12 protein-coding genes are annotated in these 13,611 nt (G+C 67.6%); all 12 read right to left on the minus strand.

All coding sequences use genetic code 11. The features are described from left to right. Positions 1–53: 53 nt before the first annotated feature. Positions 54–1,244, minus strand: a complete 1,191-nt coding sequence (locus ACN22W_RS25055; protein WP_048250475.1) for an O-succinylhomoserine sulfhydrylase — start codon at positions 1,242–1,244, stop codon at positions 54–56. 242 nt (positions 1,245–1,486) lie between these two features. Continuing rightward, positions 1,487–3,019 carry an amidophosphoribosyltransferase gene (purF, locus tag ACN22W_RS25060; RefSeq protein WP_419689801.1) on the minus strand — a complete coding sequence of 511 codons (1,533 nt, stop codon included), beginning with the start codon at positions 3,017–3,019 and terminating at the stop codon, positions 1,487–1,489. A 51-nt stretch (positions 3,020–3,070) separates the two neighbouring features. Continuing rightward, a complete protein-coding gene (locus ACN22W_RS25065; protein ID WP_027782633.1) occupies positions 3,071–3,565 on the minus strand; it encodes a CvpA family protein in 495 nt (164 codons plus the stop codon). 6 nt (positions 3,566–3,571) lie between these two features. Beyond that, positions 3,572–4,411, minus strand: coding sequence for an SPOR domain-containing protein (locus tag ACN22W_RS25070; RefSeq protein WP_419689802.1), 840 nt, complete (start codon positions 4,409–4,411; stop codon positions 3,572–3,574). Positions 4,412–4,440: 29 nt separating this feature from the next. Further along, positions 4,441–5,751, minus strand: coding sequence for a bifunctional tetrahydrofolate synthase/dihydrofolate synthase (gene folC, locus ACN22W_RS25075; protein ID WP_419689803.1), 1,311 nt, complete (start codon positions 5,749–5,751; stop codon positions 4,441–4,443). 100 nt (positions 5,752–5,851) lie between these two features. Further along, complete coding sequence (gene accD / locus ACN22W_RS25080; protein WP_129516946.1) at positions 5,852–6,724, minus strand: acetyl-CoA carboxylase, carboxyltransferase subunit beta; 873 nt, start codon at positions 6,722–6,724, stop codon at positions 5,852–5,854. A gap of 65 nt (positions 6,725–6,789) precedes the next feature. Beyond that, a complete protein-coding gene (gene trpA / locus ACN22W_RS25085; protein WP_419689804.1) occupies positions 6,790–7,605 on the minus strand; it encodes a tryptophan synthase subunit alpha in 816 nt (271 codons plus the stop codon). A 46-nt stretch (positions 7,606–7,651) separates the two neighbouring features. Next, positions 7,652–8,503 (minus strand): DNA-methyltransferase, encoded by an 852-nt coding sequence (locus tag ACN22W_RS25090; protein ID WP_048250480.1) that lies wholly within the window; start codon positions 8,501–8,503, stop codon positions 7,652–7,654. 9 nt (positions 8,504–8,512) lie between these two features. Then, positions 8,513–9,706 carry a tryptophan synthase subunit beta gene (gene trpB / locus ACN22W_RS25095; protein WP_129516945.1) on the minus strand — a complete coding sequence of 398 codons (1,194 nt, stop codon included), beginning with the start codon at positions 9,704–9,706 and terminating at the stop codon, positions 8,513–8,515. Between the two features lie 55 nt (positions 9,707–9,761). Continuing rightward, positions 9,762–10,463, minus strand: a complete 702-nt coding sequence (locus tag ACN22W_RS25100; protein WP_419689805.1) for a phosphoribosylanthranilate isomerase — start codon at positions 10,461–10,463, stop codon at positions 9,762–9,764. Continuing rightward, positions 10,460–11,272 carry a tRNA pseudouridine(38-40) synthase TruA gene (truA, locus tag ACN22W_RS25105; protein ID WP_419689806.1) on the minus strand — a complete coding sequence of 271 codons (813 nt, stop codon included), beginning with the start codon at positions 11,270–11,272 and terminating at the stop codon, positions 10,460–10,462. Before truA ends, ACN22W_RS25100 begins: the two co-directional genes overlap by 4 nt. Beyond that, entirely contained in the window at positions 11,272–13,338 is a 2,067-nt protein-coding gene (locus tag ACN22W_RS25110) for a FimV/HubP family polar landmark protein (protein ID WP_419689807.1), read from the minus strand. Before ACN22W_RS25110 ends, truA begins: the two co-directional genes overlap by 1 nt. Positions 13,339–13,611: the final 273 nt, after the last annotated feature.

The following is a 13,611-nucleotide window of genomic DNA, read 5'->3' on the forward strand; positions in this document are numbered from 1 at the left end:
GTACCGATGGCGACAGGACGCCGGCGCGCCCCGTCGCATCGTTATGAACCCGCTCAGCCCCCGAGACCGCGCGCGAGATCGTTGCGCAGGTCGCCCGCGTCCTCGAGGCCGACCGACAAGCGGATCAGCCCTTCGGTGATCCCCGCCGCCGCACGCGCTTCCGGCGTGATGCGGCCGTGCGTCGTGGTCGCCGGGTGCGTGATCGTCGTGCGCGTGTCACCGAGGTTGCCGGTGATCGAGATCAGCTTCGTGCTGTCGATCACGCGCCATGCATTCGCGCGCTGCTGCTCGGGCGTGTCACCCTTCAGCTCGAACGACAGGATCGCGCCGCCCGCCTTCTGCTGACGCTTCGCGAGTTCGTGCTGCGGGTGCGACTCGAGGCCCGGATGAAACACGCGCGCGACCGCCGGATGCGAATCGAGCCAGCGCGCGATCTCCAGCGCGTTCGCCGATTGCTTCTCGACGCGCAGCGACAGCGTCTCCATCCCCTTCAGCAGCACCCACGCGTTGAACGCCGACAGCGTCGGGCCCGCGCTGCGCACGAACGGGAACACCTTGCCCATGATGAATTCCTTCGAGCCGACCAGCGCGCCGCCGAGCACGCGGCCCTGCCCGTCGAGGAATTTCGTCGCCGAGTGCATCACGACGTCCGCGCCGAGCTTCAGCGGCTGCTGCAGCACCGGGCTACAGAAACAGTTGTCGACGACGAACAGCGCGTTCGCGGCCTTCGCGATCTTGCCGATTGCCTCGATGTCCGCGAGTTCGGTCAGCGGGTTCGACGGCGTCTCGAGGAAGAACATCTTCGTTTCCGGCCGCACGGCTTCCTGCCATGCGTTCAGGTCGGTCGGGTCGACGAAGGTCGTCGTGATCCCGAACTTGCTGAAGATCTGCGAGAACATCCCGAGCGTCGAGCCGAACAGGCTGCGCGAGCTGACCAGGTGGTCGCCCGCCTGCAGCGCGGACATCACGACCGACATGATCGCGGCCATCCCCGACGCGGTCGCGATGCACGCCTCGCCGCCCTCGAGCGCCGCGAGACGCTCCTGGAACATGGTGACGGTCGGGTTCGTGAAGCGCGAATAGGTGAAGTAGTCTTCCGAATTCGCGAAGCGCTCGGCCGCGTCGGCCGCGCTCGAGAAGCAGAAGCTCGACGTGAGGAACAGCGCTTCCGAGTGCTCGTTGAAGTCGCTGCGCAGCGTGCCCGCGCGCACGGCAAGCGTGTCGAAGTTGAGGGAGTCGTCCATGTTCCGTTTTCCGTATCCGATGGTTGCGCGTGTCGCGCAAACCTGACCAAAACCAGGCCAAAACAAAAAGCCCGCTATGCATCGGCATCAGCGGGCTTCGGGGTACGACAGCGATCGACTCGGGTCGACTTCCGCCGACCTTCGCTTTAGCTGTTTTGGGAAGTTGCCCCGCGTCCGCAAGCTGATATCAAATCGACGCAAGGCCACATCCTATCACGCTTCGGCGAAAGCGTACGCCGGTGTCACTCGACCGACAGTTGCAGGTTCATCTGCGAGCGCTCGGTCTCGCCTGCCGTGTCGCGATCGGCCTGCGACGCCGGCGTGAGGCGTGCGCGCTCGACCCTGTCGAGATACTCGGGCGTCACGTCGCCGGTGATGTAGTTGCCGTCGAAGCACGACGCCTCGAAGCCTTCGAGCTTCGGGTTGATGTCGCGCACCGCGCGGCGCAGATCGTCGACATCCTGGTAGATCAGGTGGTCGGCGCCGATGATCTTCGCGACTTCATCGTCGGTGCGGCCGTGCGCGACGAGCTCGCCGCGCGTCGGCATGTCGATGCCGTACACGTTCGGGAACTTCACCGGCGGCGCCGCCGACGCGAAGATCACCGACTTCGCGCCCGCATCGCGCGCCATCTGCACGATTTCGTGCGAGGTCGTGCCGCGCACGATCGAATCGTCGACGATCAGCACGTTCTTGTCCTTGAACTCGATGCTCATCGCGTTGAGCTTCTGGCGTACCGACTTCTTGCGCACCGCCTGCCCCGGCATGATGAACGTGCGGCCGACGTAGCGGTTCTTGAAGAAGCCTTCGCGATACTCGACGCCGAGCTTCGCGGCGACCTGCATCGCAGCCGGGCGCGACGAATCGGGAATCGGCATCACGACGTCGATCGGCACGTTCGGCAGCTCGCGCTTGATCTTCTCGGCGAGATAGTCGCCCATGCGCAGGCGCACGTTGTAGACGGGCACGCCGTCGAGGCACGAATCCGGACGCGCGAGGTACACGTACTCGAACATGCACGGGTTCAGCGTCGGCTTCTCCGCGCACTGCTGGCTGTGGAAGTTGCCGGCCGGGTCGATGAAGATCGCTTCGCCGGGCCGCACGTCGCGCACGAATTCGAAACCGATGCCTTCGACCGCCACCGATTCCGACGCGACCATCCACTCGGTGCCGTGCTCGGTTTCGAGCTTGCCGATGCACAGCGGGCGAATGCCGAACGGATCGCGGAACGCGAGCAGGCCGTAGCCGGCGATCAGCGACACGATCGCATACGAACCCTGCAGGCGGCGATGCACGCCCGACACGGCCTTGAACACCGACGCCGGATCGAGCTCGAGGCCCGTGGTCGACAGTTGCAGCTCGTGCGCGAACACGTTGAGCAGCACTTCGCTGTCGGAATTGGTGTTGATGTGCCGGCGATCGATCCGGAACATCTCGTCCTTCAGTTGCGGCCAGTTCGTCAGGTTACCGTTGTGCGCGAGGATGATCCCGAACGGCGCGTTCACGTAGAACGGCTGCGCCTCGGCTTCGCTCGTCGCCGAACCGGCCGTCGGGTAGCGCACCTGGCCGATGCCGTAGGTGCCGGGCAGGCTGCGCATGTTGCGCGTGCGGAACACGTCGCGCACCATGCCGTTCGCCTTGTACATGTGGAAATTGCTGCCGTCCGCCGTCGCGATGCCCGCTGCGTCCTGACCGCGATGCTGCAGCAGCAGCAAGCTGTCATAGATCAGCTGATTGACCGGGGATTGGGAGATAACGCCTACGATGCCGCACATGGCATGTCCTTCAGAATGACAAAATCGGTTCCGTCCTGCCCGGCCGCGTCGTCACACGCGTACGTACTGGGCCATGCCGTCGGGCAGGAGCTGCTTCAGCTCGTGCACGCCCTGTTCGGCGAAAGGACGCAATAGCGCATTGCGCCAGAAATCCTGTTTGGGCAGTTCGGTCAACCCGGCCGCCGCGACCAGCAGCACCACCAGCACGCAGCCGCGGACGAGCCCGAACATCATGCCCAGCGAGCGGTCGACGCCGCCCAAGCCACTCGCCTGTGCGATCCGCGACAGCAGCGCGTTCGCGACACCGGCGACCAGCACGACGCCGATCACGAGCAACGCGAAGGCGATCACCCACTGCGTCAGCGCGCCGCCCGGCCAGTTCGCCGGGATATATGGCACGACCAGCCCGACGTAGCGGCCCGCGATCACGATCGCCGCGATCCAGCCGATCAGCCCGAAAATCTCCGAGACGAAGCCGCGCCACGCACCGCGCAGCGCCGACAACACGATCACCGCCAATACAGCGTAGTCGAAAGCCGTCAGCATCGTGCGTTATTGCGTCAGACCGGCTTCGCGCACCTTCGCGATCGCGGCGGAAGCCGCCGAGCGATCCGCGAATGGGCCCGCACGCAGCAGTGTAGCCGTGCTGCCGTCCGCCTGCTTGCGATGCTCGACATATGCGGGCACGCCCGCCGATTTCAACTTGGTGGCCCACGAACGGGCCGTCGCGTCATCCTTGAACGAACCGAGCTGCACCGCGAAGCGCGCACCGGCCGGCGACGCCGGCGACGATGCGTCGCTGCTGTCCGGGCTCGCGGTGTCGGCATTCGCGACCGTCGCGGGCGCCGGCTTCGGCGCGGCGGGTTTCGGCGCGGCCGGTTTCGGCGCGGGAGCGGCCGGCTTCGGCGGCGTCACGCTTGCCGTGGTCGTCGTATCGGGTTTCGCGGCCGGCTTGTCGGCATCCTTCGGCGCGGGCGCCGGGACCGCCGCGATCGCGGCGTCGGACGCCGGCGGCTCGTCGTGCGCGACACCCGCCTGCACATCGGATGCGTCGTCGTCGCGCGGCGCGACCGCCTGGTGCGCGGGCCGGTTCGGGATGTCGATCGCGATGTCGTCCGTCACCGGCTTCGGGTGCGAATCGAGCACCATCGGCAGCACGATCACGGCGGCCACGACGAGCGCGATCGCGCCGACGAGGCGACGGCGCGCGCGTTGCTTTTCTGGAAGGGTCGGATCGAGGAGCAGCGCGTCCGATTCCGGACGCTCGGTGCGGCGTGAGCGTCGCTCGACGCGTTCAGTGCGCTCCGTGCGCACGTTCCGGGAGGTCCCGGTGCGACCGCCGCGCCGCGTGGGCGCGTCGTCGTCTTTTTTGCCGAACGAGAAAATTCCCATGAATGGCTGAGTCCGAAACTGCCCGTCAGTCAGTGTTGCTGCGATTTACGGTAGGCCAGCACGCCGGCAACCGTATGGAAACTGCCGAAAACCACGATTCTATCATTCTCGGATGCTCTTTTTAGTGCATCGCGAAACGCTTCGGCGGGCGACGTGTAACGCGTCACGCTCGAATCGGCCCCCTCCTCCACGCCGGCCTTGCGCAGCGCGGCTTCGAGCTGCTCCGCGGTGGCCGCGCGCGGCAGCGGCAGGTCGGTCACGCACCAGTGGTCGATCTCGCCCTTCAGGTGCCGCAGCACGCCGTCGATGTCCTTGTCGTGCATCGCGCCGAACACTGCGTACGTGTACGGGAAGAAGCCCATGTTGCCGAGATTCTGCTCGAGCACGGCCGCCGCGTGGGGATTGTGCGCGACGTCGAGCACGATCGCCGGCTTGCCGGGCAGCACCTGGAAGCGCCCCGGCAGTTCGACGTTCGCAAGCCCGAGCCGGATGTCCTGCGCGGACACCGGCAGCAGCGGGCGCAGCGCCTCGAGCGCGGCGAGCGCGGCCGACGCATTGATCAGCTGATTCGCGCCGCGCAGCGCCGGATACGCGAGCGCCGGATAGCGCTTCTCGCGACCGAGGTAGCTCCACTGCTGGCGCTCCGCACCGGCCTGCGCCTCGTAGCGGAAATCGCGGCCGACGAGCCACAGGTCGGCGCCGATCGCTTCGGCATGGTCGACGAGCGTCTGCGGCACGGCCGGATCGCCGCAGATCGCCGGCTTGCCCGCGCGGAAGATCCCGGCCTTCTCGAACGCGATCTTCTCGCGCGTATCGCCGAGATATTCGGTGTGGTCGATGTCGATGCTCGTGACGATCGCGCAGTCGGTATCGATGATGTTGACCGCGTCGAGCCGGCCGCCGAGGCCGACTTCGAGGATCACCGCGTCGAGCCCGCGCGACGCGAACAGATGCAGGATCGCGAGCGTCGTGAATTCGAAGTACGTGAGCGACACGGGCTCGGGCAGCGACGTGCGCGCGGCTTCGACGGCCTCGAAGTGCGGCAGCAGTTCGTCATCGGTGACGTTCTGCCCGTTCACGCGTGCGCGCTCGTTGAATTCGAGCAGGTGCGGCGACGTGTGGCAACCGACCTTGTAACCCGCGCGCACGAGAATCGTCTCGAGGAACGCGCAGGTCGAGCCCTTGCCGTTCGTGCCGCCGACAGTGATGACGGGGCACGCGAATTCGAGCTGCAGCGCCGCCTTGACCTGCCCGATGCGGGTCAGGCCCATGTCGATGCCGACCGGGTGCGCGCGTTCGAGATGCGAAAGCCACGCGTCGAGAGTGGGAAAAGTGCTCATCGGATCAAATCTGGATCGGTACCGCCACTACGCCAAAAAACGAAGCGCGCCGCCTGACGCTGAAGCCAGGCGACGCGCAGAGTTCACCACCTTGCGCCGGTCAGGCCAGCGCGTCGGCCGGCTGTCGCTGCAGCAGCGCGAGCAGCTGCGCGATCTCGTCGCGCATCTTGCGGCGGTCGACGATCATGTCGATCGCACCCGTCGTCAACAGGAATTCGGCGCGCTGGAAACCTTCCGGCAGCTTCTCGCGGACCGTCTGCTCGATCACACGCGGGCCGGCAAAGCCGATCAGCGCCTTCGGTTCGGCGATCACGACGTCGCCGAGGAACGCAAAGCTCGCCGACACGCCACCCATCGTCGGGTCGGTCAGCACCGAGATGAACGGCAGCTTCGCTTCGGCCAGCTTGGTCAGCATCGCGGTGGTTTTGGCCATCTGCATCAGCGACAGCAGGCTTTCCTGCATCCGGGCGCCGCCCGACGCCGTGAAGCAGATGAACGGCACGTGCTGTTCGAGCGCGTTCTGCGCGCCGCGTGCGAAACGCTCGCCGACGACCGAACCCATCGAGCCGCCCATGAACGAGAACTCGAAGCAGGCCGCGACGACGGGCAGCGTGTGGATCGCACCGCCCATCACGACCATCGCGTCGGTCTCGCCCGTCTCGTCCATCGCTTCCTTCAGACGATCGGGGTACTTGCGGCTGTCCTTGAACTTCAGCGTGTCGACCGGCACGACTTCCTGGCCGATCTCGTAACGACCTTCCGGATCGAGCAACCCGTCGAGACGCTCGCGCGCGCCGATGCGCATGTGGTGATCGCACTTCGGGCACACGTGCAGGTTCGCGTCCACGTCGTTGCGGTACAGCACGGCCTCGCAGGACGGGCACTTGACCCACAGGCCTTCCGGAATGCCCTTGCGGCTTTTCGGGTCGGTCTGCTTGATCTTCGGCGGCAACAGTTTGTCGAGCCAGCTCATCGTATGATTTCCTGTTCCGTGGCGGGCCGGGCCGCGTGGCCCGTTCCCGCCTTCCTATGTTGGTGTTATCGCGCCGCCTTGCCCGCGCCGTCCAGCGCGGCACGCAGCTCGGCGATGAACGTCTTCAGCGCGGCGGCGGCGCCATCCGGCGCGGCGCTTTCGAGCAGCTGCACCAGACGGCTGCCGATCACGACGGCGTCCGACACTTCGGCCACCGCGCGCGCCGTTTCGGCGTCGCGGATACCGAAGCCGACGCCCACCGGAACCGGCACGCGCGACTTGATGGCCGGGATTTTACCCGCAATGCTCGAAACATCCAGATTTCCCGCACCGGTCACGCCCTTGAGCGACACGTAGTACACGTAGCCGCTCGCGATCTTGCCGACGTCGGCGATGCGTTCGTCGGTCGACGTGGGCGCGAGCAGGAAGATCGGATCGATCTGCGCGGCGCGCATCTTTTCGGCGAACACGCCCGCCTCTTCCGGCGGATAGTCGACGACGAGCACGCCGTCGACACCGGCCGCCTGCGCTTCGGCCGCGAACGCGTCGACGCCCATCCGCTCGATCGGGTTCGCATAGCCCATCAGCACGACGGGGGTTTTGGGGTCGGTTTCCCGGAAGCGCTTCACGTCGGCGAGCACGCTCTTCAGCGTGACGCCGCGCGCGAGCGCACGTTCCGACGAGCGCTGGATCACGGGGCCGTCGGCCATCGGGTCCGAGAACGGCACGCCGAGTTCGATCACGTCGGCGCCGCCTTCGGCGAGCGCGTGCATGAATTCGACGGTCTTCGAGGGATCGGGGTCGCCGGCCGTGATGAACGGGATCAGGCCCTTACGGCCTTGTTCGGCAAGCGCGGCGAAGGTCTGCTGGATACGGGACATGGCAATTTTCCTGGATGCATTGCGTTCGGCGATGCGGCGGCGCGATTCACGCGCATGCCTGCGCGGCGAGCGCGTTCACGCGCTCGTGCGCGATCGCACAATAACTTTCGTTGATCTCGTAGCCGACGAAGTCGCGCCCCTGCCGTGCGCAGGCCACCGCGGTCGTGCCGCTGCCCATGAACGGATCGAGCACGCGGCCGCCCGGCGGGCAGCTTGCGAGCACCATCCGCTCGATGATTTCCAGCGGCTTCTGGGTCGGATGATCGACGCGCTCCGCATGCTGCCGGTGCAGGCGCGAGACCGACCAGACGTCCTTCGGGTTGTAGCCCATCTCCAGCCACTTGCTGCCTTCGAACAGCTTGCGCGAGCGGGCCTTCTTCGTGTCGGCGTCGTACGGGATGCGGACCGGATCGAGATCGAAGTAATACGCCTTGGAAACCGCGAAAAAGCCGATGTTGTCGTGCACCGACGTGAAACGGCGCGTCGTGCCGCCCATGCTCGGCACGCGCCGGTCCCAGATGATCTCGTTGACCATCGTGAGCTGCGTCTTCAGGAAACTGAAGATTTCGGGCGCGTACTGCCATGTGCAGAAGATGTACATCGACCCGCTCGGCTTGAGCTTCGGAATCGCCAGTTCGAGCCACTCGCGCGTCCACGCGAGAAACACGTCGCCCGACAGCTTGTCCGAGTCGTTGCCGTAGTCCTTGCCGAGCCCGTACGGCGGATCGGCGACGATCAGGTCGATCGACGCGTCCGGCAGGTGCGCGGCATGGGTCAGGAAATCGCGGTTATGCAGTTCGATACCGGACGGCAGCGCGCGCGGCACGGCGGCGGCAGGCTGAACCGCCTCCGCCTCGCTCGCGGCACCGCCGCCCGGTTCTTCGATCAGGTCACGCATCGGTCGGGGTCAGAGCTCGATGCCCGATCGCTCGGCGACCGTGTGCATGTCCTTGTCGCCACGGCCCGACAGGTTGACGAGCAGGATCTTGTCCTTCGGCAACGTCGGCGCGAGCTTCACGCCATATGCGATCGCGTGGCTCGACTCGAGCGCGGGAATGATCCCCTCGATCCGGCAGCAGTCGTGGAACGCCTTCAGCGCTTCCTCGTCGGTGATCGGGACATACTGCGCGCGGCCGCTGTCCTTCAGCCATGCGTGCTCGGGGCCGACACCCGGATAGTCGAGGCCCGCCGATACCGAATGCGTCTCGATGATCTGGCCGTTGTCGTCCTGCAGCAGGTACGTGCGGTTGCCGTGCAGCACGCCCGGGCTGCCGGCGATCAGCGACGCCGCGTGATGGCCCGTGTCGAGGCCGTCGCCGGCCGCTTCGACGCCGATCAGCTGTACCGATTGATCATCGATGTACGGATAGAAGATGCCCATCGCGTTCGAACCGCCGCCGACGCAGGCGATCACCGCGTCGGGCTGCCGGCCCGCGAGCTCGGGCATCTGCACCTTGCACTCGTCGCCGATCACGCGCTGGAAGTCGCGCACCATCATCGGGTAAGGATGCGGGCCCGCGACCGTGCCGATGATGTAGAACGTGCTCTCGATGTTCGTGACCCAGTCGCGCATCGCCTCGTTCAGCGCATCCTTCAGCGTGCGCGAACCCGACTCGACCGGCACGACCGTCGCACCGAGCAGCTTCATCCGGTAGACGTTCGCGGCCTGCCGGCGCACGTCCTCGGAACCCATGTAGACGATGCACTCCATCCCGAAGCGCGCGCAGATCGTCGCGGTCGCGACGCCGTGCTGGCCGGCACCGGTTTCGGCGATCACGCGCTTCTTGCCCATGCGCTTAGCGAGCAGCGCCTGGCCGATCACGTTGTTGATCTTGTGCGCGCCCGTGTGGTTCAGGTCCTCGCGCTTCAGGTAGATCTGCGCGCCGCCGAGCGTCTCGCTCCAGCGCTGCGCGTGATAGATCGGCGACGGACGGCCGACGAAATGCTTCAGCTCGCGCTCGAATTCGGCGACGAAGTCGGGGTCGTTCTGGAATTTTTCATACGCCGCGCGCAGTTCGTCCAGCGCGTGAATCAGCGTCTCGGCGACGAACACGCCGCCATACGGGCCGAAGTGGCCGCGACTATCAGGAAGGTTGTACATGGTGTCTCTCTCGATCGGTCGATGCGCCCCGCTTTCGGGGTCGCACCGGCTTGCATCACCCGGCGTCCGCTTCGCGCACCGCGCGTACGAACGCCGCCATTCGGGCGTGATCCTTCACGCCCTTCGCGCCCTCCACTTCGATGCCACTCGAGACATCGACAGCAAACGGGCGCAGCTGGCGGATCGCATCACCGACGTTTTGCGCGTTCAAGCCACCACTCAAAACGGCCCGACGCGCGAGCTCTGCGGGAATAAGAGACCAATCGAAGACCTTGCCGCTACCACCGTAGTCCGGCACCAGGGTGTCGAACAGGAGGCCGCGCGCTTTCGAATAATGAAGGTCCGATTCTACCAAATCGGACGGCTTCGTCGAGGGGCCGACGCGCACCGCGCGCAGCCACGGCAGGCGGGCCGCGCGGCCGAGCGCATCGCACTGCTCGGGCGTCTCGTCGCCATGGAACTGCAGCAGCGTGAGCGGCACGTCGCGCACGACGGCCTCGATCTCCGCTTCAGTCGCATTCACGAACAGCCCGACCACCGACACGAACGGCGGCGCCAGGCGCGCGAGTTCGGCCGCCTGTGCGATCGTCACAGCGCGCGGGCTCTTCGGATAGAACACGAGGCCGATCGCATCGGCGCCGAGCGCCGCCGCGTGCAGCACGTCCTCGGGGCGCGACAGCCCGCACAGCTTGATGCGCGTGCGCGACGGCAGGCCGGCCGCGGCGGAAGTCGAAGGAGAAACCGCGTGATCCGTCATGATTGAAGGTCCAGATCGGCCCAGACGCTGCTCCACGGCACGCTGCCGAGCTGCGCGGGCGGGACGGCGAATTCCGCCGGGTAGCCGACGTGGGCGAGGTACAGCCCGTCGGCCATGAACGTGGGCGCCGCGAGGCCGCGGTCGCGCCCGGCCAGCACGTCGGCGACCCAGTCGGCCGGATAGCGGCCGCGCCCGACCGCGACGAGGCAGCCCATCAGGTTGCGCACCATGTGGTGCAGGAACGCGTTGGCGCGGAAGCGGAAATGGATGAAATGGCCCGCGCGCCGCACGTCGATTTGATACAGGTGTTTGACCGGCGTCTTCGACTGGCATTCCGACGACCGGAACGACGAGAAGTCGTGCTCGCCGATCAGGTGCGCGGCGGCGGCACGCATCGCGTCGTCGTCGAGCGGCGTATGGATCCAGCCCGCACGGCCGGCCAGCATCGGCGAACGCACGGGGTGCACGTACAGCACGTAGTAATAGGTGCGCTCGAACGCCGAGAAACGCGCGTTGAAGGCCTCCGGCATCGGCTTCGCCCATTGCACCGACACGGTCGACGGCAGGAACGCGTTGGTGCCGCGCACCCACGAGAAATCGTCGCGATCGAGTTCCGTGTCGAAATGCACGACCTGCCCGAGCCCGTGCACGCCGGTGTCGGTCCGCCCTGCCACCGTCGTGTGCAACGGCACCCGCGCGAACTCGGCCAGCGCGTGTTCGAGTGCGTTCTGCACGGTCTTGCCGTGCGGCTGCGCCTGCCAGCCGCAGAACGCCGCGCCGTCGTACTGGATACCCAGTGCGATCCGCATCACGCCTCGTCCGCCAGTTTCGCGAGCAGCGCGCGCGCGTCGTCGCGCGTCGCGGCGTCGTTCGCGTCGACCACTTCCTGCAGCAGCGTCCGCGCGCCGGACAGGTCGCCCAGTTCGACGTACTCGGACGCGAGATCGAGCTTGTTGCGCGCGATGCGTGCGAGTTCGCCCGGCGTCAGCGCGGGCAGCGCGGCGCCCGGCGTGGACGGCAGGTCGAGATCGAAATCGAGCTTCAGCGCACCGAACTGCGCGCCGCCGAGCGGCGGCAACGTCGCGGACGGGCTGCCTGCGTGGCTGGCGGGCGTAGCCGCGTCCGGGTCCCAATCGAACTCGTCATCCTGGTCGGCCGGATGTTCCGGGGTCGGATCACCCGAGCCAATCGGCAGGTGCGGCGCGAATTGACCGTTAGTTGCGATTTGTTCGGTGTTGGACGGCTCTGCCCGCACAACCGGCTCGTCCGATGCCGGTGACGCCGGCGACAGCTCGTCAGGTGCGCGCGGCGGCAGCGGCATGTCGAGGCTGTTGAGCGCGCTGATCGCGTTCTGCATCAGCGCCGCGTGCTGCACTTCGGGCGCCAAAGGCGCGGCCGGCGTCTCGGCCGGCTGGTCGGCGGCGGCCTCTTCCGCCGGTTCCGTGTCGTGCGGTGCCGGCGGCGTGGCCGCCTCGCTCACGGGCAAGTCTTCGACGTGGGCGGACGGCAACTCGAGCTGCTCGTCATGCGGCTTCGTCGCTTCCGGCACCGTCGCGGCATCCGCAGCGTGCGGCTCGATCGTCTCCGCCGCTGCGGCAGTCGCCGCGGCAAGGTGCAGGTCGGCAGCCGCATCGCGGGAAACCGGCATTTCGGGCTGAATCGGCAGTTCGCGTTCGACGGCCGGTGCAACGTCAGCTTCCGCAGCCGCGGCACCGCCCGCTGCGGCAGCCGCCGTACCCGTATCGTCCGTGCGCCGGCCCTTGCGGCGCTTGCGCCACATGAAGCCGGCCGCGAGGACGATCACGGCCGCGCCGGCCACTGCGGCCGGACGCCAGTCCATCTGTTCGGTACGGCGCGCAGGCGCCGCCACGGGTGCGGCCGGTTGCGCGGGCGCCGATGCCGGTTGCACCGCGCTGGCGGCTACGCCGGACGCGGCTTCGCCTGCCGTCGACGCGGCAGCCGACGCACCCGCATCGTTCGCGGCCGCACGCGGCGCGGCAGGAGCCGCCGCAGTCGACGGCGCGACGTCGTTCGGCCCGGCCGGCTTGCCGATGCCGTGCTTCTGCAACTCCATCAATACGCGGTTCTTCAGCGCCAGCAATTGCTGCAGACTCGACGGTCGCGGCTGCGACGCCCCCGCGACGGGCGCCGCGCCGGCCGGTTCGTTCGCGCCGGAACCCTGGATGCCCGGCGCAGGCTGGCCCGCAACCTCGCTCGCGGACGACGGCGCCGACTGGATCGCGCCGCTCCACACGTGCGGGCCGCTTGCACCGGCCGCGGGCGCCGCCGGCTGCATGTTGTCGACAGCCGACGCGCCGACCGAAGCCGACGCCCCCGCAGCCGTCGCGACGCTCGCACCACTCACCGGAGCCGCATGCACGGCCGGCGCCACCGGCGCGGATTGCACGGCCGACACCGGATGCGGCGCGGACGCGCCATGCTGCGCGACCGCCGCCCCGCCCGATGCGGCGGCGGGCGCCGAGGCTGCCACCACACCGGATGCACCAGAGGCACCGGCCGGCGCAAGTGCCGCGCCTGTCGCGTCGAGCGCGGGCACGGTCAGCGTCGCACCGACTTTCAGGCGACTCGCGTCGTGCTTCATGAACGCCTGCGGATTGGCGTCGAACAGCGCGCGACCGGCGCGCGCGAGCACGCCGGGATCGTGCGATTGCGTGGCCGCTTTCGCGAGATCGTTCAGCGACTGGCCCGGCTGGACCGTCACGGTAAGCGGCGCGGCGCCGGCAGTGGAAGCCGGCAGTTCGCCGGTGCCGGCCGCCCAGGCCGACGCGGCTGCGCCGAGCGCCAGGATCGCCAGCGCGCCACGCACGGCGCGCGACAGACGGGACTGACGCGGAAACAAGGAAATTCGGGACATCGTTGGCTCTATCGCCGCGCGCGGGCGCGGCTCGGATTCGCGGTTGGAAGCGTCAATAAAGTTGCCGCAGAAATGCAAAAGCGTCGCGCGGAACGCGACGCTTTAGGCGGGTCTGTGCGTCGTAACCGCGTAGTTTACTTCACGCGATCGGGTTCGGGCCGAATTCGTCGCCGGCAGGTGCAACCGGCCGCGCCGCCGCCCCGGTCCGCACGCTGCAGCCGGCGCGCCAGCGTGGTCAAAAGAACGCTCCCCGATGAACAAAAGCCCTCGCAT

This window comes from Burkholderia theae, assembly GCF_048565265.1.
GTDB classification, from domain to species: Bacteria; Pseudomonadota; Gammaproteobacteria; order Burkholderiales; family Burkholderiaceae; genus Burkholderia; species Burkholderia theae.

Coding starts and splice junctions, on each gene's coding strand:
- ACN22W_RS25055 (WP_048250475.1), bottom strand. CDS start 1,244: ATGGACGACTCCCTCAACTTCGACACGCTTGCCGTGCGCGCGGGCACG.
- purF (WP_419689801.1), bottom strand. CDS start 3,019: ATGTGCGGCATCGTAGGCGTTATCTCCCAATCCCCGGTCAATCAGCTG.
- ACN22W_RS25065 (WP_027782633.1), bottom strand. CDS start 3,565: ATGCTGACGGCTTTCGACTACGCTGTATTGGCGGTGATCGTGTTGTCG.
- ACN22W_RS25070 (WP_419689802.1), bottom strand. CDS start 4,411: ATGGGAATTTTCTCGTTCGGCAAAAAAGACGACGACGCGCCCACGCGG.
- folC (WP_419689803.1), bottom strand. CDS start 5,751: ATGAGCACTTTTCCCACTCTCGACGCGTGGCTTTCGCATCTCGAACGC.
- accD (WP_129516946.1), bottom strand. CDS start 6,724: ATGAGCTGGCTCGACAAACTGTTGCCGCCGAAGATCAAGCAGACCGAC.
- trpA (WP_419689804.1), bottom strand. CDS start 7,605: ATGTCCCGTATCCAGCAGACCTTCGCCGCGCTTGCCGAACAAGGCCGT.
- ACN22W_RS25090 (WP_048250480.1), bottom strand. CDS start 8,503: ATGCGTGACCTGATCGAAGAACCGGGCGGCGGTGCCGCGAGCGAGGCG.
- trpB (WP_129516945.1), bottom strand. CDS start 9,706: ATGTACAACCTTCCTGATAGTCGCGGCCACTTCGGCCCGTATGGCGGC.
- ACN22W_RS25100 (WP_419689805.1), bottom strand. CDS start 10,463: ATGACGGATCACGCGGTTTCTCCTTCGACTTCCGCCGCGGCCGGCCTG.
- truA (WP_419689806.1), bottom strand. CDS start 11,272: ATGCGGATCGCACTGGGTATCCAGTACGACGGCGCGGCGTTCTGCGGC.
- ACN22W_RS25110 (WP_419689807.1), bottom strand. CDS start 13,338: ATGTCCCGAATTTCCTTGTTTCCGCGTCAGTCCCGTCTGTCGCGCGCC.